Here is a 24,976-nt window from a genome sequence, read left to right on the forward strand (position 1 = left end):
TCGCGTCGTGAAGGATTCCGGTGCGATATAAAATATAAAGAGAGGAAGAGAAGAGTGAATAAGTCTCAACTGATAGACAAAATTGCCGCAGGTGCCGATATTTCTAAAGCAGCGGCTGGACGTGCGTTAGATGCTTTGATTGATTCCGTTACCGAATCTCTGCAGGCAGGGGATGAAGTTGCGCTGGTTGGCTTTGGTACTTTTGCTGTTCGTGAACGTGCTGCCCGCACCGGCCGCAACCCACAGACTGGCAAGGAAATCACCATCGCAGCGGCGAAAGTTCCGGGTTTCCGTGCTGGTAAAGCGCTGAAAGACGCGGTTAACTGATCCTGTGGCTTGCGATACCGCAGCCGGGGGATAAAAAAACAAGGCGCATCATCTGATGTGCCTTTTTTATTTCTGGACGAGTTATCTGGCGATATGGGCTGACAACCGCCCCGGTTTCTTGTCACAATACGCCTTTGCGCGCAGCGGCCGAGCGGATGTCGTCACGTTTCTGTGCGAGTTCTACCTGTCATTCTACAGCGGAGTGTTGTTACACCATGATGGACAATTTACGCGCGGCGGCGAATCACGTCGTGCTCAAGATCATTCTGGGTTTGATTATCCTGTCATTCATACTGACTGGCGTGAGTAACTACCTGATTGGCGGTAACAGCAACTATGCCGCAAAAGTTAACGACCAGGAGATAAGCCGGGCCCAGCTTGAGAACGCGGTTAACGCGGAGCGCAACAACCGTGAGAGAAGAATGGGCGAGCGCTTCTCGGAACTCGCTGCTGATGAAAAATACATGGCCAGTATGCGCCAGGAAGTGCTGCAGGGCCTGATTGACGAAGCCCTGATCGACCAGTACGCGCGCACGCTCCATCTGGAGATCAGCGACGAACAGGTGCGTGACGCTATTTTCAAAAATCCGGCGTTCCAGGAAAACGGCAAATTTGATAACGCGCGCTACAACGCGATTATCACCAGCATGGGCATGAGCGCCGATCAATACGCGCAGGCGCTGCGTCGCCAGCTCACCACCGACCAACTGGTCAACGCTGTCGTCGGCAGCGACTTCATCCTGCCGGGCGAAAACGATCAGTTTGCCGCGCTGTTCTCGCAGCAGCGTCAGGTGCGCACCGCGACTATCGCTATCGATGCGCTGGCGCAGAAGCAGCAGGTTTCCGAACAGGAAATCAGCGATTACTACCAGCAACACACCAATAACTTCATGTCGCCTGAGCAGTTCCGCATCAGCTACATCAAGCTTGACGCCGCCGCGCTCGCTGAGAACGCCAGCGAAGAAGAGATTCAGGCGTACTATGACAAACATCAGGATGCGTTCGGTCAGCCGCAGCGCAACCGCTACAGCCTGATCCAGACCAAAACCGAAGCCGACGCGAAAGCGGTGCTGGCGCAGCTCAAACAGGGCGCGGATTTCGCCACGCTCGCGAAAGAGAAATCGGTAGATGTCATCACGGCTCGTAACGGCGGCGACATGGGCTGGCTCGAGCCGGGCACCACGCCGGAAGAGTTCAAAAACGCCGGTCTGAAAGAGAAAGGCCAGCTTTCCGACGTTATCAAATCGTCGGTCGGCTTCCTGATTGTGCGTCTTGACGACATTGAACCAGCCAAAGTGAAGCCGCTTTCAGAAGTGCATAACGATATCAGCGCTAAAGTGAAGCAGGAGAAAGCGCTCGACGCCTTCTTCGCGCTGCAACGCACCGTGAGTGACGCGGCGAACAACGATAACGAGTCGCTGGCGAGCGCCGAGAAAGCCGCTGGCGTGAAAGCAGTCCAGACCGACTGGTTCAGCCGCGATGCCGTGCCGCAGGAGATCAACTTCAAACCGGTTACCGACGCGGTATTTGGCGGTAATCTGCTGGGCCAGAACGGCACGCCGGGCAGCAACTCCGACATCATCACCGTCGATGGCGATCGCGCTTTCGTCCTGCGTATCACCGATCACAAACCGCAGGCGGAAAAACCGCTTGCCGAGGTGAAAGATCAGGTGACCGCGCTGGTGAAACATGAAAAAGCGCTTAAACAAGCGAATGACGATGCGCAGAAACTGCTGAGCGCGCTGAACGCAGGCAAAGGCGACGATGCGCTGAAAGCGGCCGGCATTGCCTTCAGCCCGGCGAAAACCTTCGAGCGCAGCACGATGGATACGCTGACGCAGCCGGTCTTCGCCCTGCCGCTGCCGGCGAAAGACAAACCGAGCTACGGCATCGGCAACGACATGCAGGGCAACGTTGTTCTGCTGGCGCTGGATGACGTTCGCAGCGGCACCATGCCGGAAGCGCAGAAGAAAATGATGGCGCAGCGTCTTACCCAGAATAATGCGGAAATCGCATTCGACGCGCTGCTGCTGGGCCTGCGTAAAGACGCCAAAATCAAGTTTGGCGATACCGGCGCAGCACCGCAGCAATAACGAGACGTCTCGCACAAATTTTGCAATTCACTGCAAACCTCAAAGGCCGCTTTCGCGGCCTTTTCCATTTCTGAAATCCGGCGTTTGAGCCGCGTTCTCTGTCCGCTTAAGGTGGCGATGCTGTTAACAAACAAGGAGAACACAGCATGAAACGTGGAATCAAAATCTTTTGTCTCGCCGTCGCGCTGGCTGGCGGTACCTTTTGCACTGCGGCGAACGCGACACCCTCTACCGGAAAAGCTCAGGCAGAGCAGGTGAAAGAAAAACCTGCCGCCGCCGCGCCGCAGGCGAAGCCGGAAAGCGCACCGCAAGCGCTGGAAGAAACTGTGAGCATCAACACCGCCACGGCGGATGAACTGGCGCAGGCGATGAACGGCGTTGGCAAAAAGAAAGCGCAGTCTATCGTCAGCTATCGTGAAGAGTACGGTCCGTTTAAATCCCTTGAGGATCTTAAACAGGTGCCCGGTATGGGTAATTCGCTGGTCGAGCGTAACCTTTCCCGGATCCGGCTCTAATCGTTAAACCTTCGCGCTTGCAGAGTTGAAAAACTTTGCCAGACTACAGAGGTCATACCAGTGGTGTGGCCTCTGTTTTTTTTATCACCCTGTATCCCTTACAAAAAAGAAAAGGTTCAAGCGCTATGCAGACTCAAATCAAAGTGCGTGGTTATCACATTGACGTTTACCAGCATGTGAACAACGCGCGTTACCTGGAGTTTCTTGAGGAGGCCCGCTGGGATGGGCTGGAAAACGACGAAAGCTTTAAATGGATGATGGCGCACAACATCGCCTTTATTGTCGTCAATATCAACATCAACTATCGCCGTCCTGCGGTGCTTGGCGACATGCTGACCATCACCAGCGAGATGAAACAGCTCAATGGTAAAAGCGGGGTGCTGAACCAGGTGATTACGCTGGGGCCCGAAGACGGGGTGGTCGCCGACGCGCTCATCACGTTCGTGTGTGTCGATCTTAAAACCCAGAAAGCGCTGCCGATTGAAGGCGAACTGCGCGAAAAACTGGAAAATATCACAGGGTAAATTCTGCAATCACGCTGCCTGTGCGTGTAGTCATGGACTTCCACTTACCGAAAGCGAACAATCCGGTAGATGTTATCGGCTCGAAAGCACGCTGAAAAAAGGCTTTTAAAATCAACAGGGCAGCCGCTCTTTAACAAGATGGGTTGTGAAGTAAATGTTGGTAGAATGTTGGGGTCGATAAAATTTTAAAGAAAACAGCAGGTTGTTTTTAGAGTGTTCCCCGCGCCAGCGGGGATAAACCGCGTCACGTACCGGCATTCAGACATACCTCGCCGTGTTCCCCGCGCCAGCGGGGATAAACCGGCCTGTTAACGGTGACCGAGAATGGCTGAGATGTGTTCCCCGCGCCAGCGGGGATAAACCCCCGTCGTTCTCGCCGTGAATAACAAAAATGGCGTGTTCCCCGCGCCAGCGGGGATAAACCGTTTCCGCTTTCGTCGGCAGGCGCATTAAGCAGGTGTTCCCCGCGCCAGCGGGGATAAACCGATGCTTACTCTCCAGCGCTGGGCGGCGGAAATGTGTTCCCCGCGCCAGCGGGGATAAACCGCGCGTCACCATACCCGCCAAAACAACTGTACAGTGTTCCCCGCGCCAGCGGGGATAAACCGCTGACTGTGAGTTAACAAAGTCAGTCATGTATGTGTTCCCCGCGCCAGCGGGGATAAACCGATTTCGATTCTGGTAGCCATATCTCACCAAATGTGTTCCCCGCGCCAGCGGGGATAAACCTTCCTGCTACCGCCTTTCGCTATAATTGCCACCGTGTTCCCCGCGCCAGCGGGGATAAACCGATGATATAGGTTAACCTATAATTTATTTCATCGTGTTCCCCGCGCCAGCGGGGATAAACCGTGGCGGATAATCGCGCGCTGGTCAGCCTTGCTGTGTTCCCCGCGCCAGCGGGGATAAACCGATTTTTAGCGGTACTGACGGAATTAAGTTTGAGTGTTCCCCGCGCCAGCGGGGATAAACCGAGCGCGCGGGCTTTCAATCAGCCGCTGCTGCTGTGTTCCCCGCGCCAGCGGGGATAAACCGCCAGGGTAGTTTTTCACCCGATACCATAAAATGTGTTCCCCGCGCCAGCGGGGATAAACCGCGAATAAATTGCTAACCATGCTGCGCCTGACCGTGTTCCCCGCGCCAGCGGGGATAAACCGCAAGAGCGATATTGGTTACCTGGCTCATACTGGTGTTCCCCGCGCCAGCGGGGATAAACCGAACCCGTTCGCCGCGGCGCAAAAAACGCATCTCTGTCACTCGTGCCAGCCCGAATATCCAGCTAACCACCCGCCAGGGCAATCCCTCCCAAACCCCATATTCTTCAGCAGCGTTTATACTTCAAAGCCAACATGAAATTTCGCAACACTGCGCAACGAAGGAGAGGCTATGCGGGTACACCATCTTAACTGCGGTTGTATGTGTCCTTTTGGCGGCGCGCTGTATGACGGCTTCAGCAAAGGGTTGCACGCGCATCTGATTTGCCACTGTCTGCTGATTGAAACTCAAAATAACGGACTGGTGCTGGTGGATACTGGCTTCGGCTGCGACGATATGCGCCATCCTGGCCGTCGTTTGCCCCTCTTTTTCCGGGCGCTGAATAACATTCAGTATCGCGAATCATTAACGGCGCTGCATCATATTAAGTCGCTCGGTTTTAAGCCGGAGGATGTACGGCACATTGTGCTGACGCATCTGGATTTCGATCATGCGGGCGGCATCAGCGATTTCCCGCAGGCACAGGTGCATCTGATGCAGCGGGAAATGACCGCCGCCGACGGGCGAAGCACCTGGCTTGACAGCGCACGCTATCGGCCAGGGCAGTGGGGTAACCGGTCGGGCTGGCATGGCTATCAGGCGCATGGCGAGCCGTGGTTTGGTTTCAGCGCTGTGCGCTCGCTTGACGGCCTGCCGCCGGAAATTTTGCTGATCCCGCTGCCGGGACATACCGAAGGCCACGCCGGTGTGGCGATTGATACCCCGCAGGGCTGGATGCTGCACGGCGGCGACGCGTGGTTTTATCGTGATGAGATGGCGGTGGACTCACACTGCACGCCGGGGCTGCGTTTTTATCAGTGGATGATGCAGAAGGACAAATCGGCGCGGCTGGCGAATCAGAAAAGGCTGCGGAACCTGGCCGCAGACATAAACGCGGGCGTGACGCTGTTTTGCAGCCACGACGCCCGCGAATTCGAACGCGTCAGCGGTAAAAATCTGGCTATTTAAGCCCGGTTTTCTGCTTCATCGCGGCCATCACGGCAGGCCGATCCGCCTGATACTCTGACAACCCGTTGGCGCGCAGATGGCAGGCGGCGCACTCGCCGCAGCCATCGCCCTGAATGCCGTTATAGCAGGTGAGCGTCTGCTGACGGATAACATCAAGCTTTCCCCAGTAATCCGCCAGCGCCCAGGTTTCGGCTTTATTCAGCCACATTAGCGGCGTCTCAAAGCGCACATCGCGCGCCATACCGAGCGTGACGGCGTGATTAAGCGCTTTCACAAACTCGTCGCGGCAATCCGGGTAGCCGGAAAAATCGGTCTCGCAGACGCCGGTAATCACCGCTTCGGCCTGCACCTGATACGCGTAAACAGACGCCAGCGTCAGGAACAGAATATTGCGGCCCGGCACGAAGGTGCTCGGCAACCCTTCGGCGTCGGGATCGTAATCCGGCACCGGAATGCTGTCGCGCGTCAGGCTGCTGACCGCGAGTTCGTTAAGCAGCGTCACATCCAGCACTTTATGCGCCCGCGCGCCCAGCGATGCGGCAAGGGCGCTCGCGACATCAATCTCGGCGCGATGACGCTGACCGTAATCGAAGGTGACGCAATGCACTTCATCATATTGATGTAACGCCTGAATCAGGCAGGTGGTGGAGTCCTGGCCCCCGCTGAAGACCACAACAGCACGTTTCATAAAGCCCCTGTCATTGAATAGCAAAACGTTATGGTAGCGCCGCATCGCCGCGCCCACCAGCTTCTTGCGGCGGCGGCAGCCACGCCCGGCTGAAATCAAACCAGCCGAGCGCGTTCAGTTCGATGCCGTTCACGCCGGGCGGCGCGCTTATCTGGTAGCGATAATTAAACAGTGGGGTGATAACGGCATCGTGCATCAGCGTCTGCCAGACCTGGCGCAGCGCCGCATTGCGGTTCCGATCGTCCGGGTGGCTTTGCACCGCGTCCAGCGTGGCGTCGAGGTGCGCGCGCTGCGGACCGGTTAACAGATGCCGCCAGAGCGGATCGCAGCGCAGCCACTGCTCCAGCGTATACTCCGGCGCCTCGCCAATCAGCCGGTCGCCCATCACGATATCCGCCTGCGGCAGCAGTCTGCAGCCCTCCCAGTTTTTCGCGTTATGAAAATGCAACGTCAGGGCGCATCCGCGCTCTGCCAGAAACGCCTGAAGCTGGCGGGCCATGACCGGCAACTCCACCGGCAGATGATAGACCAGCGTCAGTGAAGGCGGCAGCGGCGGCGGCGGTTCGTCGGGCCACGTCGGTAGCCCCCAGCCGGGCAGCAGTTCATTGCTGGGCGTGATCAGATGCTCATCAAGCGGCAGGGAGTCGATCGTGCCGCTGCGGTGAATCAGTTGCATCAGCCAGCGCGCCTGCGCGCGCGATAAGCGCCCGTTCTGACGAATGGCGAGATAACAGAATCCGAGGCTGATGCTGTTGCTCACCGGGCGCAGATGCTGGAGTTCTTCCGGCTGGCCGATAGCAATCTGCACCGGGTGGCGGCAACTGGTGCCGAGCGCGCTGTCGAACAGATCCGGCGTTATCCAGTACTCGACCGCTTTTAAAAGCGGATGCCCGAGGTGATAAAACGCGTGGCTTTCAATGCGCACCAGTTCAGGGGTGAATGCCGCAAGCCGGAACGGGCCGCAGCCGAGCGATATGTCGTCCGGGTGCGCCAGATAGCTGCCGTGGCTGGCAAACCGCCATGCCAGCCAGTAGTCCGGGCGGTTCAGGTCAACGCGCAGGCAGTGTGAGTGTTCAACGGTAATGTTGTTTACGCTGGCGAAGAGCTGGCGCAGGGCGTCAAGCTCAAGCAACTGTTGCAGCCGTCGCTGCAACTGCGCGGCGTCCACCGGCTCCTGGTTATGCCAGCGCAGGGTGGAGCGCAGATAAAAGCGCCAGCTGAGCCCGTCCGGTGACACGTGCCAGTGATGGGCCATATCGCCTTGCGGGTGCGCGCTGTGCGGGGTAAACCTCGTCAGGCCGCTGAAGATGTGCCGGGCGAGGTGCTGTTCGGCGCGGCCTTTCGCAAAGCCGGGCGTCAGCGGCTCAAGCGGGCGGTAGTACGGAATGCGCAGCGTCGGCGTGTCGTTGTGCCACTGGCCGCCCAGAAACGGCTGCAGCAGCTGACGCAACTGGCCGGACGCGAGCTGCGCGAGTGTGAGCGCGTTGTGATGCTGGCCCTGGCTTAACACCGTTTCCATCATGCCGGCGCGCACGGTTTGCGGCGAAACCAGAAACGTTAATTCGCCGCGTTTGCCGCGGCCCGACTGCGCGCGCCAGCGCAGCCAGCCTGCATCTTCAAGCTGGCGCAGCAGCGTGCGGACGTGACGCTCGCTGCAAAAACAGCGCGCGGCGAGTTCTGCGACAGTGACGGCCTGCGGTTCGCCTTCCGACGGTTGCCACAGGCGCTGGAACTGATTAAGCCGGTTCAGAAGGCGCATAGAAAACCCGGAACAATTTTTCGTAACTATTCACTATTTGTTCCGTATATGCCAGGCAATACTGCCTGTCAACCGCAGGAGGGATGACAGATGGTACGACTGGCTGCTTTTGATATGGATGGTACGCTACTGATGCCCGATCACCGCGCGGGCGAGGCAACACGGGCGACGCTACGTCGCCTACAGGCGCGCGGCGTTACGCTCGCGTTCGCAACGGGCCGTCATCTGCTTGATATGCGCCCGATGTTGCAGGAGATAGCGCCAGGCGCTTTTCTCATCACCGGTAACGGTACGCGCATTCATGCGCCGTCCGGCGAGCGGCTGCTGGCAAACGATCTACCGCCGCAGGTCGCCGACACGGTGCTGCACGGTCACTGGAACACCTCCGCCAGCGTGCATGTGTTTAACGACAGCGGCTGGCTCACGGATAGAGACATTCCGGCGCTGCTGCAGGCCCACAGCTGGAGCGGTTTTCGCTATCAGCTCACCGACCTGCAGCGTCTTCCCGCACATGAAGTGACGAAAATTTGCTTCGTCGCCGACCATGCCACGCTCTGCACGCTGCGCACGGCGCTAAGCCATGCGCTTGGTACGCAGGCGCATCTGTGCTTTTCCGCGAGCGACTGCCTTGAGGTTCTGCCGCCCGATTGCAATAAAGGCGCCGCATTACAGGCGCTGGCTCAGCACCTGGGTATCGACATGGTGGAGTGTATGGCGTTCGGCGATGCGATGAACGATCGCGAAATGTTATTGCTGGCGGGGAAGGGGCTGATTATGGGGAATGCGATGCCGGAGCTTATCGCGGCGCTGCCTCATCTGCCGGTTATCGGGCATTGCAACAGTGAGGCAGTCGCACACTATTTGACGGATTGGCTGGACACGACACCTTAATGATTCCCCCGAATGATGAGGCATTCCAGCAAGCCGGGGCTATCCCCGGCTTTTTTTACTTCCCGGCGCTTATCGTTACCGTCAGCTTCATTAACGAATAGTTGAAAAGCTCCGGCGGCATGGTGTCCGGGTTATAGAGATCGCCTGCGAAGCAGTAAACCTCCATCACGCCGCCCCGTTTACCCAGTTCCAGCGCCTGCTGGAAGATGTACGGCAGGTTTTCGTCATAGGTCACCGGCACATTGGCGTTATCATTGAGCACGCGGCCATCAACCGTCGCCTCTTTAAAGGCGACATTGACGGTCTCGCCGGGCGCGATGGCTTTTTTGCCCGCTTTGGTCTGAATAAAGAACAGCGACTTGTTCCGTTTGAGCAGTTTTTTCTGCGCGGTTATTTTCTCAAGTTGATTAATGCCCGCCTCGTATTTCTTCTCTTCGCGGCTCGACAGCTCTTTGAGCATCGATTCATGTAACGTCAGCAGCAGTTTCGGCTCGATCGCGACTTTTTGCGCCAGGCCATCTTTGATACCCATCAGCAGAAGCGGCAGATCCGTTTTGATGCCGAGATCGGTCATCTGATCCATGCTCTTTTGCACCAGCCGCGAGAACATCACGCCGTTCGCGTAAGACTGCTTGCTCGCCTTATCCTTGAGCGAGGCGGCGTTCGCCTCCGGCCCGGTTTGGCTGGCGGTTTGCGTCTGCGCGGCGGTCCCGGCTTTCAGCTTCTCCGCCTGCGCCAGCAGCTCGGCTTTCAGCTTCTCCGCCTGCGCCAGCAGCTCGGCTTTCTCTTTCTCGGCCTGCGCTTTTTGCGCGGCGTTTTCCGCGTTCAGGCTCGCCAGTTTATCGGTAAGCTCCTGATTAGCGCGTTTCAGCGTCTCCAGCTCGGTTTGCGCTTTTTGCTGGTCGGTCGCGGTGGCCGTGCTCAACGCTTTCGCCGTCTGCATCTCAGCTTTAAGCGCGAGCAGCGTTTTTTCCGACGCCTGTAGCTGGTTTTCTTTGTCTGTGAGCGACTGCTTCAGCGTCGTGATTTCCGCCTGCGCAGTGGTGAGTTGCTGGTTCAGCGCCTCTTTGGCCGCCGCTATCTGCGCGGCCTGTTGCTGCTGGCTCTGTAGCGCTCTGTCTTTATCGCTCTCGCTGCCCTTGATGCTGGCAAGCGCCGCCTCAAGCGCCGTCGCTTTCTCCTGCGTGCGGGTAACGAGCGCGGTCGAGGCGTTTAGTTTCTCGGTTAGTGCGGCGATTTGCGCGTTCAGTGCCGCTTCTGCCGCCTGGTTTTTTTGCAACAGCGCAGCCTGTTCCGCCTGGTTTTTTTTCAGTTTCTCTTTTTCTTCTTTGCTGAGCGTACTGGTTTTAAGCTCCAGCAGGTCGTTTTGCTGTTTCAGCGCGGCCACCTCATTGACGCGTTTATCAAGCTCCGCCTGCAGCGCCTGGGTTTTCTGGTTCAGCGCGTCAACACTCTGGGCGTTTTGCTTCGCAAGCGTCGCTTTCTCCTGCTCCAGCTGCGCGAGCTGTTTTTGCAGGGCGCTTTCGCTTTGCGCGTGGTCAGCGCCAGATTTTTTCAGCGCCGCCAGCTCAGCCGCGCGTTTATCAAGCTCCGCCTGCAGCGCCTGGGTTTTCTGGTTCAGCGCGCCAACACTCTGCGCGTTTTGCTTCGCAAGCGCCGCTTTCTCCTGCTCCAGCTGCGCGAGCTGTTTTTGCAGCGCGCTTTCGCTTTGCGCGTGGTCAGCGCCCGCTTTTTTCAGCGCCGCCAGATCAGCCGCGCGTTTATCGAGCTCCGCCTGCAGCGCCTGGGTTTTCTGGTTCAGCGCGTCAACACTTTGCGTGTTTTGCTTCGCAAGCGTCGCTTTTTCCTGCTCCAGCTGCGCGAGCTGTTTTTGCAGGGCACTTTCGCTTTGCGCGTGGTCAGCGCCTGCTTTTTTCAGCGCCGCCAGATCAGCCGCGCGTTTATCGAGCTCGGCCTGCAGCGCCTGGGTTTTCTGGTTCAGCGCGTCAACACTCTGGGCGTTTTGCTTCGCAAGCGTCGCTTTCTCCTGCTCCAGCTGCGCGAGCTGTTTTTGCAGGGCGCTTTCGCTTTGCACGCGTTTATCGCCCGCGTTTTTCAGCGCGACCAGTTCTCCGGCGCGCTTATTCAGCTCAGCGCGCAGTGCCTGCATATCATTGTTAAAACGCGTTGTGCTCTGCGTGTTTTGCTGTGCGAGCGCGGCTTTTTCCTGCTCAAGGCGGGCAATCTGTTTTTGCAGCGCGCTTTCGCTGACGGCATGGGTATCGCTTGTTTTTTTAAGCGCCGCGAGCTCTGCGGTTTTACTGGCGAGCGTCGCCTGAAGTTCAGCGGTTTTTTGCTCCAGCGCTTCAATACGCGCGGCCTGCTGCGTAGTGGTGACGGCTTGATCGCGCTGCGCGTTTTGCAGGCTGCGGTTGAGACGATCGTTTTCTTTGGCAAGCGCGCTGTTGTCTTTCAGTAGCTGCGCGTTCTGTGCTTCCAGTGCGTCGGAAGCGCCGAGGCTTTTTTTCTCCTGTTCCGCCGCTTTGAGCTGTTTTTTCAGCCGGGCAATTTCCTGCTGGAGATCGTTTATCTGCGCGCGCGAGGCGGACGGCGTTTGCGGACGTCTGGTGGGTTCAGGGAAGTCCATCGGTTTCACGTCGATTTGCTGAATGGTCGAGAGAAAATCATTTCCCTGCGCGACACGGTTATTTTGCGCAGCCCAGGATGACTGCCCGCTCAGCGCCAGCATCAGCATGCAGGAGAGCACGCTTTTGCGGCTTGTTATTCTTCCCTTCATCCCATCACCTCTCATTTAGCAATTCCCGCGCCTTTTTTCAGCTCGGCCAGCAGAGACTGCGAAATCGTATTGCAGGCGTCATTCACGCGGAACTGATAAAGCGGAGTGATGGTATCCACCATAATATTGGAGAGATCGTTACTGATAGAGGCGTAATATTGCGTCGCTTTAATGCTGCGATAGAGCGTGTCGATCTGCTCGCGATATTTTTCACGGTTAATATCGGCCAGGTGCTTGGTTTCCGCGAGGCAGCGCTCAAGACGTAATTTGGTGTCATCGTTGACGGGCGCCAGCTGGTTCATGGATTCCACCGGCGTGGGTGTCGGCTGAACCGCTGCGGCTGTCGCCGTCTGCGGCGCGCTGGGTTTTACCGGCACGCTTTTTTTGGCGGTCGTGGTACAGGCGCTTAAAGACATCATCATTGCGGCAATATAAATGTTTTTTTTATCCAACATATTTATCTCTTTTTATCTCTTATCTGTCTCATTTCTGTCAGATGACAGAATGCCAGCCATCCCTGACGCATTGCGTGCCGGGATCACCCGAATTTGGTCCAGTAATAGACTGGCTAACCGCAAGAGGCGCGCGGGGTTATGCCAGCATACCGGGAGAAAGAACGATGATTTTATACAGAGTTGAGGAAGATAGATTTTAATAAATTCTTAAAAGTGATTGGTGTATTTCTTAAATAAATTAAAAGTGATTATTCATTTGCTTGGATTATATATATTCGCGGCGTGGCGTATTTCTTTCTTGTAAAACCGTGCGAGAAAAGACAGGCAATTAACCGCACCAATAAAAAGCAGGCATAAAACCGCGGATAACAAAAAAGCGGCGTGGTATCGCCGCTTTGCAGTGGTTGAGCGTTACGCGCGCTTAGCGCAGTAAGGCGTTGATCCTGGCGCGCCACGGCGAAATATCGCCAAGCGTCGCCGCGACCCATTCCGGGTTGTGGTAGGTCTCCAGATAGCGCTCGCCGCTGTCGCATAAAAGCGTCACGATAGCGCCGCTGCGGCCTTCCTCGCGCATCCGCGCCGCCAGCTGCAGCGCGCCCCACATATTGGTGCCGGTAGAGGCGCCCACTTTGCGGCCCAGCAGCTCGCTCAGCCACTGCATCGCCGCCACGCTCGCCGCGTCCGGCACCTGCATCATTTCGTCAATCACATCGGGAATAAACGAGGGCTCGACGCGCGGACGCCCGATGCCTTCGATGCGGCTGCCGACCGCGCTTTTCAGCCCGCTGTCGCGCTGCTGCCAGTAATCGTAAAAGACCGAGTTCTGCGGGTCGACCACCATCAGGCGCGTGGCGTGGCCCTGGTAGCGCAGGTAGCGGCCAATCGTCGCGGAGGTGCCGCCGGTGCCGGCGCTCATCACGATGTAATCGGGGATCGGGTGCGGCTCGTCGATCATCTGACGAAAAATACTGTCGGCGATATTGTTATTGCCGCGCCAGTCGGTCGCGCGCTCGGCGAAGGTAAACTGATCCATATAGCGGCCATGCAGCTCACGGGCGAGCGTTTCGGACGCCTCGTAAATTTCACAGGCGCTCTGCACGAAGTGGCAGCGGCCGCCGTAAAATTCAATTTGTTCTACTTTGCGTCGCGCGGTGCAGGAGGGCATGACGGCGATAAACGGCAGGCCCAGCATCCGGGCGAACCAGGCTTCCGACACCGCGGTCGAGCCGGAAGAGGCTTCGATAATCGGCGTGCCTTCGCGGATCCAGCCGTTACACAGGCCATACAGAAACAGCGAGCGCGCGAGGCGATGTTTGAGGCTGCCGGTGGGGTGCGTGCTTTCGTCTTTAAGATAGAACCAGATGCCCGGAAAAGCGGGCAGGGTAAAGCGGATCAAATGGGTATCCGCGGTGCGCCGGGCGTCGGCGTGGATCTCATTAATGGCGTGGTGAACCCAGGTGCTGGACATGTTACGTTCCGGTTTATCAATTTGTGCCCAGCGTAAAGCATCTCGCAGGAAAATAAGTTGCCTTTTAGCCTGCGGGTTGCTGCTATAGGAGAATAATTTTCTAGAGGAATCGGCAATGTTAGATAAAATTGATTGCAGGCTGCTGGCGCTGCTTCAGGAAGACGCGACGCTTTCTTTGCAGGCGCTCGCCGATGCCGTTAATCTGACAACGACGCCCTGCTGGAAGCGGCTCCGGCGGCTTGAGGATGACGGCTATATTATTAAGCGCGTCGCGCTGCTCGACCCGGAAAAACTCGGCCTCGGCCTTACCGCCTTTATGCTGATTAAAACGCAGCATCACAGCAGCGACTGGTACAGTCAGTTCGTCGCGGTGGTGGAAGAGATGCCGGAAGTGCTCGGTTTCTGGCGCATGGCGGGCGAATACGACTACCTTATGCGGGTACAGGTAGCCGATATGAAAAGCTATGACGACTTTTATAAACGTCTGGTTAACCGGGTGCCGGGGCTGTCAGATGTCACTTCGAGCTTCGCGATGGAGCAGATAAAATACACCACAGCCCTGCCGCTTAAGCGCTGAACCGTCTGGCTCGCCACGACGCCCGCGCTTTATCATCATACCAATCAGGAATTTCGCGTGCGATTATTTGCTCAGTTAAGCTGGTATTTTAGCCGGGAGTGGCGTCGCTACCTCGGCGCGGTTGCCCTGCTTATTCTTATCGCCATTCTGCAACTGGTGCCGCCAAAAGTGGTGGGCTACGTTGTCGATGGGGTCACCCAGGGCCATTACACCACCCGGCAGGTGCTGCTGTGGATTGGTCTGCTGGTGGCGATTGCCATTGTGGTGTATCTGCTGCGCTACGTCTGGCGCGTGCTGCTGTTCGGCGCGTCTTATCAGCTCGCGGTCGAGCTGCGGCGCGATTTCTATCACCAGCTCAGCCGTCAGCATCCGGAGTTCTATCTACGCCACCGCACGGGCGATCTGATGGCGCGCGCCACCAACGATGTGGACCGCGTGGTGTTCGCCGCGGGTGAAGGCGTGCTGACGCTCGTCGATTCGCTGGTGATGGGCTGCGCGGTGCTGATCGTCATGTCTACCCAGATAAGCTGGCAGCTTACGCTGCTGGCGCTGCTGCCGATGCCGGTGATGGCGATTGTCATCAAACGCTACGGCGATCAGCTGCATCACCGCTTCAAAGCCGCGCAGGCGGCGTTTTCATCGCTCAATGACCGCACTCAGGAGAGCCTGACCAGCATTCGCATGATCAAAGCGTTCGGGCTGGAGGACAGACAGTCGGCGCTGTTTGCCGAAGACGCGCGCGATACCGGCGTGAAAAACCTGCGCGTGGCGCGCGTGGATGCCCGTTTCGACCCGACGATTTATATCGCCATTGGCATGGCGAACCTGCTGGCCATCGGCGGCGGCAGCTGGATGGTGATGCACGGCACGCTGACGCTCGGCCAGCTCACCAGTTTCACCATGTATCTTGGCCTGATGATCTGGCCGATGCTGGCGCTGGCCTGGATGTTTAACATTGTCGAGCGCGGCAGCGCGGCGTACAGCCGCATCCGCGCGCTGCTGGCGGAAGCGCCGGTGGTGGAGGACGGCGAGGCGGCGCTGCCTGCCGGGCGTGGCGAGCTCAACGTGGCTATCCGCGAGTTTCGCTACCCGCACGCGGCCCGTACCACGCTGCAAAATATTCAGTTTTCGCTCAAGCCTGGCCAGATGCTGGGGCTCTGCGGCCCGACAGGCGCGGGGAAAACCAGCGTACTGTCGCTGATCCAGCGTCATTTCGATCTCGACGCGGGCGATATTACCTTCCACGGCGTCCCGCTCGCGCGCCTGCACCTCGACGAGTGGCGCGCCCGGCTGGCGGTCGTTAACCAGACGCCATTTTTATTTTCCGATACGGTTGCCAGCAATATCGCGCTCGGCAAGCCCGACGCGACGCGCGACGACATCGAGCGGGCGGCGCAACTCGCCTGCGTGCATGACGATATTCTGCGTCTGCCGCAGGGCTATGAAACGCAGGTCGGCGAGCGCGGCGTGATGCTTTCCGGCGGGCAGAAACAGCGAATCTCCATTGCCCGCGCGCTGCTGCTGGAGGCGGAGATCCTGGTGCTGGACGACGCGCTTTCCGCCGTCGACGGACGCACCGAACATCAGATCCTGCATAACCTGCGCCAGTGGGGCGAAAACCGCACGGTGATCATCAGCGCGCACCGGCTTTCGGCACTGACCGAAGCCAGCGAAATCCTCGTGCTTCAGCACGGCCAGGTGGCGCAGCGCGGGCCTCATGAGGCGCTGGCGGCGCAGCCGGGCTGGTATCGGGACATGTATCGCTATCAGCAACTCGAAGCGGCGCTGGATGACGCGCCGGGCGAGAACGATGAGGAGGCGCTGAATGCGTAATCTGGGACAGAGCTGGCCGACGTTAAAACGTCTGCTGGCGTACGGCTCGCCGTGGCGTAAGCCGCTCGGCGGCGCGGTGCTCATGCTGTGGGTGGCGGCGGCGGCGGAAGTCACCGGGCCTGCGCTCATCAGTTATTTTATCGACAATCTTGTCGCGAAAAACCAGCTGCCGCTGGGGCTCGTGGCGGGGCTCGCGTTCGCATATGTGCTGCTGCAAATCCTCGCCGCGGGGCTGCACTACTGGCAGGCGTTGCTGTTTAACCAGGCGGCGGTCGGCGTGGTGCAACAGTTGCGTACCGATGTGATGGACGCCGCGCTGCGCCAGCCGCTCAGCGCGTTCGACACCCAGCCGGTGGGGCAGCTGATTTCGCGCGTCACCAACGATACTGAAGTGATCCGCGATCTTTACGTCACCGTGGTGGCGACGGTGCTGCGCAGCGCCGCGCTTATCGGCGCGATGCTGGTGGCGATGTTCAGCCTTGACTGGCGCATGGCGCTGGTGGCCATCACGATTTTCCCGGCGGTGCTTATCGTGATGACCATTTATCAGCGCTACAGCACGCCGATTGTGCGCCGGGTGCGGACGTATCTTGCGGATATCAACGACGGCTTTAATGAAGTCATCAGCGGCATGAACGTCATTCAGCAGTTCCGCCAGCAGTCGCGGTTTGGCGAGCGTATGAACGCCGCCAGCCATTCGCACTATCTGGCGCGCATGCAGACGCTGCGCCTCGACGGCTTTTTGCTGCGCCCGCTGCTGAGCCTCTTTTCCGCGCTGGTACTGTGTGGGCTGCTGATGCTGTTCGGGTTCACGTCCGTCGGCACGATTGAAGTGGGCGTACTATATGCCTTTATCAGCTATCTGGGCCGCCTTAACGAGCCGCTGATTGAGCTGACGACGCAACAGTCTATCTTGCAGCAGGCGCTGGTGGCGGGTGAGCGGGTCTTCGAGCTGATGGACCGTCCGCGTCAGGATTACGGACAGGACGAGCGCCCGCTGGCGAGCGGGGCTATTGAGGTGGATAACGTCTCTTTTGCCTATCGCGACGATCAATTGGTGCTCAAAGATATCTCGCTCTGCGTGCCGTCCCGCCACTTTGTGGCGCTGGTCGGGCATACCGGCAGCGGCAAAAGTACGCTGGCAAGCCTGCTGATGGGGTATTACCCGCTGACGGCGGGCGAAATCCGCGTGGATGGACGCCCGCTCGCCTCGCTCAGCCACGGCGTGCTGCGTAAGGGCGTCGCGATGGTGCAGCAGGACCCGGTGGTGCTCGCCGACTCCTTCTTCGCTAACGTGACGCTCGGGCGCGACATCGACGAAGCGCGCGTCTGGACGGTGCTCGAAACCGTGCAGCTGGCGGAGCTGGCGCGCGGCATGAGCGACGGCATTTACACGCGTCTTGGCGAGCAGGGTAATAATCTCTCGGTAGGGCAGAAGCAGCTGCTGGCGCTCGCCCGCGTGCTGGTGGACGCGCCGCAGATTCTCATTCTTGATGAGGCGACCGCCAATATCGACTCCGGCACCGAGCAGGCGATTCAGCAGGCGCTCGCGGCTATTCGCCAGCACACGACGCTGGTGGTGATAGCGCACCGTCTTTCGACGATCGTCGAGGCGGACACCATTCTGGTGCTGCATCGCGGCCAGGCGGTGGAGCGTGGCAGTCATCAGGCGTTGCTTGAGGCGCGCGGCCGTTACTGGCAGATGTATCAGCTGCAGCTGGCGGGCGAAGAGCTTCAGGCCGCCGCGCAGGAGGAGTCACTCAGCGCCTGATGCACCAAAACAACGCATTCCGCTAACACTCCCCGTTAGTGGTGCAAAAATGTAACGCACCCTGCACTGGCATGGTGCGTTTTTGCTTTCTGGCGTGCGCCCGCTGGCCTGGGCTGCGCTTCCTTACCCCCATTCCCGCCGTCGCCGCACGCTTTTTGATTCCTGGCACGCCGCTTGCTTTACCCAATTATCATCGCTGCCGCATTACCCAATTCTGACTGGAGGGGATCTATGAAGCTGGTTACCGTGGTAATCAAACCGTTCAAACTGGAAGACGTGCGTGAAGCACTCTCCACCATTGGCATTCAGGGCCTGACCGTCACTGAGGTGAAAGGGTTCGGGCGCCAGAAGGGCCATGCCGAGCTTTACCGCGGCGCCGAGTACAGCGTGAATTTCCTGCCCAAAGTAAAAATCGACGTGGCGATCGCCGACGATCAGCTGGATGAAGTGATCGATGTGGTCAGCAAAGCCGCGTGGACCGGTAAAATTGGCGACGGCAAAATTTTCGTCGCCGAACTGCAACGCGTGATTCGTATTCGTACCGGCGAAGCCGACGAAGCGGCACTCTGATTTCTGGCCAACCGTAACAGGAATGGAAAAGATGAAACACACAGCCCTCAAATCTGGTTTCGGCCTGCTTGCGTTGCTGCCCGGTTTTGCCCTGGCGGCGCCGGCGGTGGCGGATAAAGCCGATAACGCCTTTATGATGCTCAGCACCGCGCTGGTGCTTTTTATGACGATCCCCGGCCTTGCACTCTTTTACGGCGGTCTGATCCGCGCGAAAAACGTGCTCTCGATGCTGACCCAGATCTCCGTCGCTTTCGCGCTGGTCTGCGTGCTCTGGGTGGTGTACGGCTACTCGCTGGCCTTCGGTGCGGGCGGCAGCTTCTTTGGCAACCTCGACTGGCTGCTGCTCAAGGGCATCAAGATCACGGACCTGATGGGCAGCTTCTATCAGTATATCCACGTCGCGTTCCAGGGCTCCTTCGCGTGCATTACCGTCGGGCTTATCGTCGGCGCGCTGGCGGAACGTATCCGCTTCTCGGCGGTGGTGATTTTCGTGGCGGTGTGGCTCACGTTCTCCTATGTGCCTATCGCGCACATGGTGTGGGGCGGCGGCCTGCTGGCTTCTCACGGCGCGCTGGATTTCGCGGGCGGCACCGTGGTGCACATTAACGCCGCGGTCGCGGGCCTGGTGGGCGCGTATCTGGTCGGCAAACGTGTGGGCTTCGGCAAAGAGGCGTTCAAACCGCATAACCTGCCGATGGTCTTTACCGGCACCGCTATTCTCTATTTCGGTTGGTTCGGCTTTAACGCCGGCTCCGCCAGCGCCGCGAATGAAATCGCCGGTCTGGCCTTTGTGAATACCGTGGTCGCGACGGCGGCGGCGATCCTCGCCTGGGTGTTTGGCGAATGGGCGCTGCGCGGCAAACCTTCTTTGCTGGGCGCCTGTTCCGGCGCTATCGCCGGGCTGGTCGGCGTGACGCCTGCGTGCGGTTACATCGGCGTCGGCGGCTCGCTGATTGTCGGTATCGCGGCGGGGCTTGCGGGCCTGTGGGGCGTGACCATGCTCAAACGCTGGCTGCGCGTTGACGACCCATGCGATGTGTTCGGCGTGCATGGCGTCTGCGGTATCGTGGGTTGCATCCTGACCGGTATCTTCGCCTCTTCATCGCTCGGCGGCGTAGGGTTTGCCGAAGGCGTGACGATGGGGCATCAGGTGCTGGTGCAGCTTGAGAGCATCGCCATTACCGTGGTGTGGTCCGGCGTGGTGGCGTTTATCGCCTACAAAGTGGCGGACCTGACCGTTGGGCTGCGCGTCTCCGAAGAGCAGGAGCGCGAAGGTCTGGATGTGAACAGTCACGGCGAGAACGCCTACAACGCCTGATAGTGTGTTATCTCCTGAGCATAAAAAACCTCCCGCATGCGGGAGGTTTTTTTATGGGGGAGGGGCAATGGTGGGTGCGCTCACGCTAACCTACCCTACAGCCCGGAACATCTCACCCGGGGCGGGTTTCGCAGGAGGGGATTCGTAGGGCGGCTAAGCGTCAGCGCACCCGCCGTCCAAAGGGCCCTTACCCGCGCTTTCTCATCACGCCTTCCTGCACGGTCGAGGCGACAAGCACGCCGTCCTGCGTATAAAACTCGCCGCGCACAAAGCCGCGGGCGCTGGAGGCGGACGTACTCTCGACGCTGTAAAGCAGCCACGCGTTCATATCGACCGGGCGGTGGAACCACATCGAATGGTCGATGGTCGCCACCTGCATCCCCGGCTCAAGGAAACCGACGCCGTGCGGCTGTAACGCCACCGGCAGGAAATTGAAATCCGACGCGTAACCGAGCAGCGACTGATGCACCCGGATATCGTCCGGCATCTGGCCGTTGGCGCGCAGCCACACCTGACGCTCCGGCTTCGCCACATGGCCTTTCAGCGGGTTATGAAACTCCACCGGGCGAATTTCCAGCGGCTTGTCGCACAAAAACTTCTCCTTCGCCTGCGGCGGCAGCAGGTGCGCCAGTGAGCGGGCGATGTCCGTTTCTGATTTCAGGCCGTCGGGCGAGGGCGCAGAGGGCATGGTTTTCTGATGCTCGAAACCGCCTTCCGGGGCCTGGAACGAGGCGGTCATGTAGAAAATCGGCTTGCCGTGCTGGATAGCCGCCACGCGCCGCGCGCTGAAACTGTTGCCGTCGCGCAGCACTTCCACGTCATACACGATGGGCTTCTGGCTGTCGCCGGGGCGCAGAAAATAGCTGTGAAAAGAGTGCACCAGACGTTCTTCCGGCACCGTCGCTTTGGCGGCGTAAAGCGCCTGGCCGACCACCTGGCCGCCAAACACCTGCCGTAACCCGAGATCTTCGCTTTGTCCGCGAAAGAGCCCTTCTTCAATTTTTTCCAGATTTAATAACGCCAGTAAGTTGCTCAGCGCCTGACTCATAAAGGGTCCTCTGATACGGGGAAATGCACAGCTGTGCGAATAATATATTTCGATTATAACGCAGAAAGACAACTGGTCAGAGGGGTTCAATAATCTTAATAGCGGCCCGTTTCCAGGCGAAAATTAGTGATATGTGCCACACTTAGCACGACAAGCATGTTGTGAGAGCTCACGCTGGTGAGTGCCTGGCGCTTACTGGTGCATCGAAAATAAGGAGAACGCTATGAAACTCGTGCACATGTTAAGTGGTTTAGCTGTTGCCGTTGCGCTGGCAGGTTGCGCACAGGATAAAAGTGCTGATATCGCCGTGCCCGCGCCGAACCCGAACACGTCTGGCGTCGCAACAAAACCAGTGATTAAGCAGCCAAATGTCTCCGGGACCGTCTGGATCCGCCAGAAAGTGGCTCTGCCGCCGGATGCGGTGCTGACCGTGACGCTGTCGGACGCCACGCAGGCGAACGCGCCGTCTAAAGTGATTTCGCAGAAAGTGGTGCGTACCGAAGGTAAACAGGCGCCGTTCAGCTTTGTACTGCCGTTTAATCCGTCCGACGTTCAGCCGAATGCCCGCATTCTGCTGAGTGCCGCGATCACCGTGAAAGACAAGCTGGTGTTTATCACCGACCGCGTACAGCCAGCGGTGAACGACGGCGGCAAGAAAATCGACCTGACGCTGGTGCCGGTGCAGCAGACCGCCGTGCCGGTACAGTCTGGCGGCGGCGCGGTCACGACCGTACCGTCCACCTCACCGACGCAGGTCACGCCGTCCTCCTCCGTTCCGGCGCCGACCACGTACTAAGCCTGCCACAGCGCCTCTTCGGAGGCGCTTTTTAGTAGCGCCACCCGTAGCGCGACAAATCGATTTCTCCTTTCCCGGATACCTGCACGCCTTCTGCTATCAACGCCTGGCGCTGACGCTGTAAATCTGGCCCGGTCAGTGAAATTTCCCCACGCCGGTTCACCACGCGATGCCACGGTAAAACGCTGCCCTCCGGTAAACGCTTTAACACGCCGCCCACCTGACGCGCCGCTCGCGGCGAACCTGCAAGCCTTGCCACTTCGCCATAGGTTGTGACGCACCCTTCGGGGATCGCGGCGACAATCTGGTAAACGCGTTGTGGGAAGGTGTCGTGGTTGTGCATGGGGGGCTCCTGTCAGTCAGGGTGTAAGCATAAGAATGCGCGGCCAGAAGGGCAACTATGAGTGAAAACGTCGCGCGGTCAATATCATTTTGGTGAATGGAATCCGCGTAATTATTTGTAATTAATGGTTTTTTAGCCGAAAAGGGAAATACGCTTGCGCTCACAGTACGTTTTCGGAACCCGCCGCAGAATAACGCCCATCTTTTTCAAAGGACTGATTTATGAACAGTTTATGGTACTGGGGAAAAGCCCGGCAAGGTGAGAATCATCAGGGCGATGAATATCATTTACTGCAGTGGCACTCGCTGGACGTGGCCGCCTGCGGTTACGTGATGGTGATGGAAAACCGCTTTAACGCCGCCTCGCTATTCGCCGCGCTGGGCATTAACGAACGCGAGACGGCGGCGACGTTTTTCGCCTGGCTGCTGTGCTGGCATGATATTGGCAAGTTTTCACGTCTGTTTCAGCAAAAATATACCCATGAGGCGCTGGATCACGGCCAGCGAGACGTCAGCGACAGCCATCATCATCACACCGTGACGGGGACGTGGCTGTGGCGGCATCACCTCGGCGATACCGCGGCGCAGAGCGTTACAGGCCCGCTGTCGGCGCGCGAGCGTAAACGTGTGCTGGATCGCTGGATTCCCACCGTGATGGGGCACCACGGCAAGCCGGTGTCGTATGAGAATTGCCATAACGATTTCCTGGCGGAGGATATCGAGGCCGCGCAGGCCTTTGCTCGGGCGGTGCAGACGCTGTTTCCGGCTGTTACGCTGCCGCAGACGTGGAACGACGCCTCCTGGCGTGAATCATTTTTACCGCAAAGCTGGCGGGTCTCGGCGCTGGTTGTGCTGGCGGACTGGGTCGGTTCCGGCAACCACTTTTTCCCGTGGGTAGCCGGAGAGATGCCGCTTGCGAACTACTGGGCGCGAGCCGTCGCGCAGGCGCAAAACGCGCTTCGCCTGCTGCCGCCCGTAAGCGACGTCGCGCCGTTTAAGGGCATCGACACGCTTTTTCCCTTTATTACCGCGCCGACGCCGCTTCAGCAACACGCGCTGGAACTCACTATCAATACGTCCGGCCCGCATCTGTTTATTCTGGAAGACGTCACCGGGGCCGGTAAGACGGAAGCGGCGCTGGTGCTGGCGCACCGGCTCATGGCGGCGGGGCAGGCGCGCGGGCTCTATATCGGCCTGCCGACGATGGCAACGGCCAATGCGATGTATGCGCGGATGGAGCGCGCCTGGTTACGGCTCTACCGTGAAGGCAGTCATCCGAGCCTGGTACTGGCGCACAGCGCCCGCAAACTGTCCGCGAGTTTCAATGCCTCCCTCTGGGCGAGCGAGCTCTTACCCAATGAATCCGGCGACGAAGCCTCTGCGTTTGAGGGCTGCGCCGCCTGGTTCGCCGGGTCGCCGAAAAAGGCACTACTGGCGGAAACCGGCGTCGGCACGCTCGACCAGGCCATGATGGCGGTCATGGCGTTTAAGCATCAGAATCTGCGCCTGCTGGGCCTGACCGATAAAGTGCTCATCGCCGATGAAATCCACTCTTACGATGCGTATATGTCTCATCTCCTGGAAAAGCTGGTGGAGGTACGGGCCGCCAGCGGCTGCGCCACGATTTTGCTTTCCGCCACGCTTTCGCAGGCCCAGCGCGACCGCTTAATCGCCGCTTTTTATAAAGGGCTTAACACCACGCGTGAATCGCCCCGCCTCGGGCCTGACGACTACCCGTGGGTCACGCATCTGCACGCGCAGGGCATTGACGGGCAGCGCGTCGCGACGCGCGCACAGGTGCAGCGGCGGGTTGGCATCGGCTGGATGGCGGATGAAGCCGCGTGCCTCGATAAAATCGAAAGGGTGGCGCGCGAAGGCGGCTGTATCGGCTGGATACGAAATTCCGTTGACGATGCGGTGAACAGCTATCGGGAATTAATTCGCCGAGGGAATATCCCGGAGGAGAATATTATTTTATTTCATAGCCGCTTTGCGTTTATCGACAGAAATAAAAAGGAAGAAGCAACCCTGGAATGGTTCGGAAAAGAAAATGCGGTTAATCGAAGCGGTAAGGTAATTATATCCACCCAAGTAATAGAACAATCCATCGATATCGATCTGGATTATTTAATTAGCGACCTCGCGCCGGTCGATTTATTAATTCAGCGCGCCGGGCGTTTGCAGCGGCATACTCGTGATAAACAAGGGCAGCTTAAATTAACCGGCGCAGATGAACGCCCTGCGCCACGTCTGGATATTCTGGCACCCCGCTGGCAGGCGCAGCCGGATAAAACCTGGCTTTCTGCCGCGATGCGTAATACCAGTTACGTATATCCGGCGCATTCCAAGCTGTGGCTGACCCAGCGCGTGCTGCGCGAACAGGGCGAAATACGCATGCCGGAGGCGGCGCGTCTGTTAATTGAAGCCGTGTATGGTGAAGAAATTGACGTGCCGGAAGGTATGAAGCGTTCTGAAGACGCCGCGCTGGCCGACTATTACAACCAGCGCGCCATTGCGAGCAAGTATGAAATTTCCCTCAACGTTGGCTACAGCGTTGAGAGCGCGGAGCTATGGGGGTCAGACGTCTCGACCCGTATTGGCGAACTTACAACCGATCTCTGGCTGGCCAGGGAGATTCCTCAAGGCATAACGCCCTACGCGCAGGGCGATAACGCCTGGGAGATGAGTGCGCTGCGCGTGCGCAAAAGCTGGTGGGACAAGCACCGCGGCGAGTTCACGCTGCTTTGCGGCGAGGCGCTCTCTCAGTGGTGCAGCGCGCAGCGTAAACCGGAGGCGGTGGTGATTCTGCTGCCGGGCGGCTATTCCGCCAAAGAGGGGCTTATCGGTGAGGCGTAAGCGCGGTAAACCCCAGGGCGAGTGCCCTGGGGTTTTTATCCCCGCGCTCGCGGGGAACGGTTAAACACCAGGAGAAAAAATACACCGGTTTATCCCACAGGGAACGAGGCAAGATTAACTGCTACGAAGCAAACGCAAAAGGTGTA

The 24,976-nt window shown here is 58.6% G+C and carries 20 protein-coding genes and 1 CRISPR repeat array; of the genes, 13 read left to right on the top strand and 7 right to left on the bottom strand.

Annotated elements, in window-relative coordinates; genetic code table 11:
- Positions 1-54 precede the first annotated feature (54 nt).
- From hupB to AFK67_RS05120, 5 genes are all read left to right on the top strand, one after another.
- Positions 55-327, top strand: coding sequence for a nucleoid-associated protein HU-beta (gene hupB, locus AFK67_RS05100; RefSeq protein WP_007720325.1), 273 nt, complete (start codon positions 55-57; stop codon positions 325-327).
- 215 nt (positions 328-542) lie between these two features.
- Positions 543-2,420, top strand: a complete 1,878-nt coding sequence (ppiD, locus tag AFK67_RS05105; protein ID WP_007720321.1) for a peptidylprolyl isomerase — start codon at positions 543-545, stop codon at positions 2,418-2,420.
- Positions 2,421-2,566: 146 nt separating this feature from the next.
- A complete protein-coding gene (locus tag AFK67_RS05110) occupies positions 2,567-2,935 on the top strand; it encodes a helix-hairpin-helix domain-containing protein (RefSeq protein WP_007720319.1) in 369 nt (122 codons plus the stop codon).
- Positions 2,936-3,060: 125 nt separating this feature from the next.
- Complete coding sequence (locus tag AFK67_RS05115) at positions 3,061-3,459, top strand: YbgC/FadM family acyl-CoA thioesterase (RefSeq protein WP_007731149.1); 399 nt, start codon at positions 3,061-3,063, stop codon at positions 3,457-3,459.
- Positions 3,460-3,672: 213 nt separating this feature from the next.
- Positions 3,673-4,677: a CRISPR direct-repeat array (repeat unit 29 nt; unit sequence GTGTTCCCCGCGCCAGCGGGGATAAACCG).
- A gap of 168 nt (positions 4,678-4,845) precedes the next feature.
- Entirely contained in the window at positions 4,846-5,682 is an 837-nt protein-coding gene (locus tag AFK67_RS05120) for an MBL fold metallo-hydrolase (RefSeq protein WP_050569282.1), read from the top strand.
- Here AFK67_RS05120 and queC read toward each other — a convergent pair.
- Together queC and AFK67_RS05130 are read right to left on the bottom strand one after the other, a co-directional pair.
- A complete protein-coding gene (gene queC / locus AFK67_RS05125; protein WP_007730980.1) occupies positions 5,675-6,370 on the bottom strand; it encodes a 7-cyano-7-deazaguanine synthase QueC in 696 nt (231 codons plus the stop codon). The two genes, AFK67_RS05120 and queC, sit on opposite strands and share 8 nt — an antisense overlap.
- 28 nt (positions 6,371-6,398) lie before the next feature.
- Entirely contained in the window at positions 6,399-8,129 is a 1,731-nt protein-coding gene (locus AFK67_RS05130) for an SgrR family transcriptional regulator (protein ID WP_038884075.1), read from the bottom strand.
- 90 nt (positions 8,130-8,219) lie between these two features.
- Between AFK67_RS05130 and cof the strand changes: the two genes are divergently transcribed.
- The gene (gene cof / locus AFK67_RS05135) at positions 8,220-9,020 is read left to right on the top strand and encodes an HMP-PP phosphatase (RefSeq protein WP_007730965.1); all 801 of its coding nucleotides are present in this window, start codon (positions 8,220-8,222) and stop codon (positions 9,018-9,020) included.
- 55 nt (positions 9,021-9,075) lie between these two features.
- On the opposite strand, the gene AFK67_RS23355 is transcribed toward cof, so the two are convergent.
- The 3 genes from AFK67_RS23355 to AFK67_RS05155 form a co-directional block, all read right to left on the bottom strand.
- Positions 9,076-11,796 carry a hypothetical protein gene (locus AFK67_RS23355; protein ID WP_235047923.1) on the bottom strand — a complete coding sequence of 907 codons (2,721 nt, stop codon included), beginning with the start codon at positions 11,794-11,796 and terminating at the stop codon, positions 9,076-9,078.
- Between the two features lie 11 nt (positions 11,797-11,807).
- Positions 11,808-12,251: a hypothetical protein gene (locus AFK67_RS05150; protein ID WP_007710418.1), complete on the bottom strand. Its 444-nt coding sequence runs from the start codon at positions 12,249-12,251 to the stop codon at positions 11,808-11,810.
- Between the two features lie 421 nt (positions 12,252-12,672).
- Entirely contained in the window at positions 12,673-13,719 is a 1,047-nt protein-coding gene (locus AFK67_RS05155) for a PLP-dependent cysteine synthase family protein (RefSeq protein WP_007710416.1), read from the bottom strand.
- A gap of 115 nt (positions 13,720-13,834) precedes the next feature.
- Here AFK67_RS05155 and AFK67_RS05160 point away from each other — a divergent pair, with 115 nt between their 5' ends.
- The 5 genes from AFK67_RS05160 (at position 13,835) to amtB (ending at position 19,788) form a co-directional block, all read left to right on the top strand.
- Positions 13,835-14,296, top strand: a complete 462-nt coding sequence (locus AFK67_RS05160; RefSeq protein ID WP_004387554.1) for an Lrp/AsnC family transcriptional regulator — start codon at positions 13,835-13,837, stop codon at positions 14,294-14,296.
- 57 nt (positions 14,297-14,353) lie between these two features.
- Complete coding sequence (locus AFK67_RS05165; protein WP_007710414.1) at positions 14,354-16,129, top strand: SmdA family multidrug ABC transporter permease/ATP-binding protein; 1,776 nt, start codon at positions 14,354-14,356, stop codon at positions 16,127-16,129.
- Positions 16,122-17,900 carry a SmdB family multidrug efflux ABC transporter permease/ATP-binding protein gene (locus AFK67_RS05170; RefSeq protein ID WP_038884072.1) on the top strand — a complete coding sequence of 593 codons (1,779 nt, stop codon included), beginning with the start codon at positions 16,122-16,124 and terminating at the stop codon, positions 17,898-17,900. Before AFK67_RS05165 ends, AFK67_RS05170 begins: the two co-directional genes overlap by 8 nt.
- Before the next feature lie 231 nt (positions 17,901-18,131).
- Complete coding sequence (gene glnK, locus AFK67_RS05175) at positions 18,132-18,470, top strand: P-II family nitrogen regulator (RefSeq protein ID WP_007673733.1); 339 nt, start codon at positions 18,132-18,134, stop codon at positions 18,468-18,470.
- Between the two features lie 31 nt (positions 18,471-18,501).
- Positions 18,502-19,788, top strand: coding sequence for an ammonium transporter AmtB (gene amtB, locus AFK67_RS05180; protein ID WP_007710410.1), 1,287 nt, complete (start codon positions 18,502-18,504; stop codon positions 19,786-19,788).
- Positions 19,789-19,975: 187 nt separating this feature from the next.
- On the opposite strand, the gene tesB is transcribed toward amtB, so the two are convergent.
- Positions 19,976-20,836 (bottom strand): acyl-CoA thioesterase II, encoded by an 861-nt coding sequence (tesB, locus tag AFK67_RS05185; RefSeq protein WP_007710408.1) that lies wholly within the window; start codon positions 20,834-20,836, stop codon positions 19,976-19,978.
- 223 nt (positions 20,837-21,059) lie between these two features.
- Here tesB and AFK67_RS05190 point away from each other — a divergent pair, with 223 nt between their 5' ends.
- On the top strand, positions 21,060-21,632 hold the full coding sequence (locus AFK67_RS05190; protein ID WP_007710406.1) for a YbaY family lipoprotein: 573 nt from the start codon (positions 21,060-21,062) through the stop codon (positions 21,630-21,632).
- 31 nt (positions 21,633-21,663) lie between these two features.
- On the opposite strand, the gene AFK67_RS05195 is transcribed toward AFK67_RS05190, so the two are convergent.
- Positions 21,664-21,975 (bottom strand): MGMT family protein, encoded by a 312-nt coding sequence (locus AFK67_RS05195; protein WP_007710404.1) that lies wholly within the window; start codon positions 21,973-21,975, stop codon positions 21,664-21,666.
- Between the two features lie 221 nt (positions 21,976-22,196).
- Here AFK67_RS05195 and AFK67_RS05200 point away from each other — a divergent pair, with 221 nt between their 5' ends.
- Positions 22,197-24,830: a CRISPR-associated helicase/endonuclease Cas3 gene (locus AFK67_RS05200; RefSeq protein WP_007710401.1), complete on the top strand. Its 2,634-nt coding sequence runs from the start codon at positions 22,197-22,199 to the stop codon at positions 24,828-24,830.
- Positions 24,831-24,976: the final 146 nt, after the last annotated feature.

Source organism: Cronobacter dublinensis subsp. dublinensis LMG 23823, assembly GCF_001277235.1.
GTDB classification, from domain to species: domain Bacteria; phylum Pseudomonadota; class Gammaproteobacteria; order Enterobacterales; family Enterobacteriaceae; genus Cronobacter; species Cronobacter dublinensis.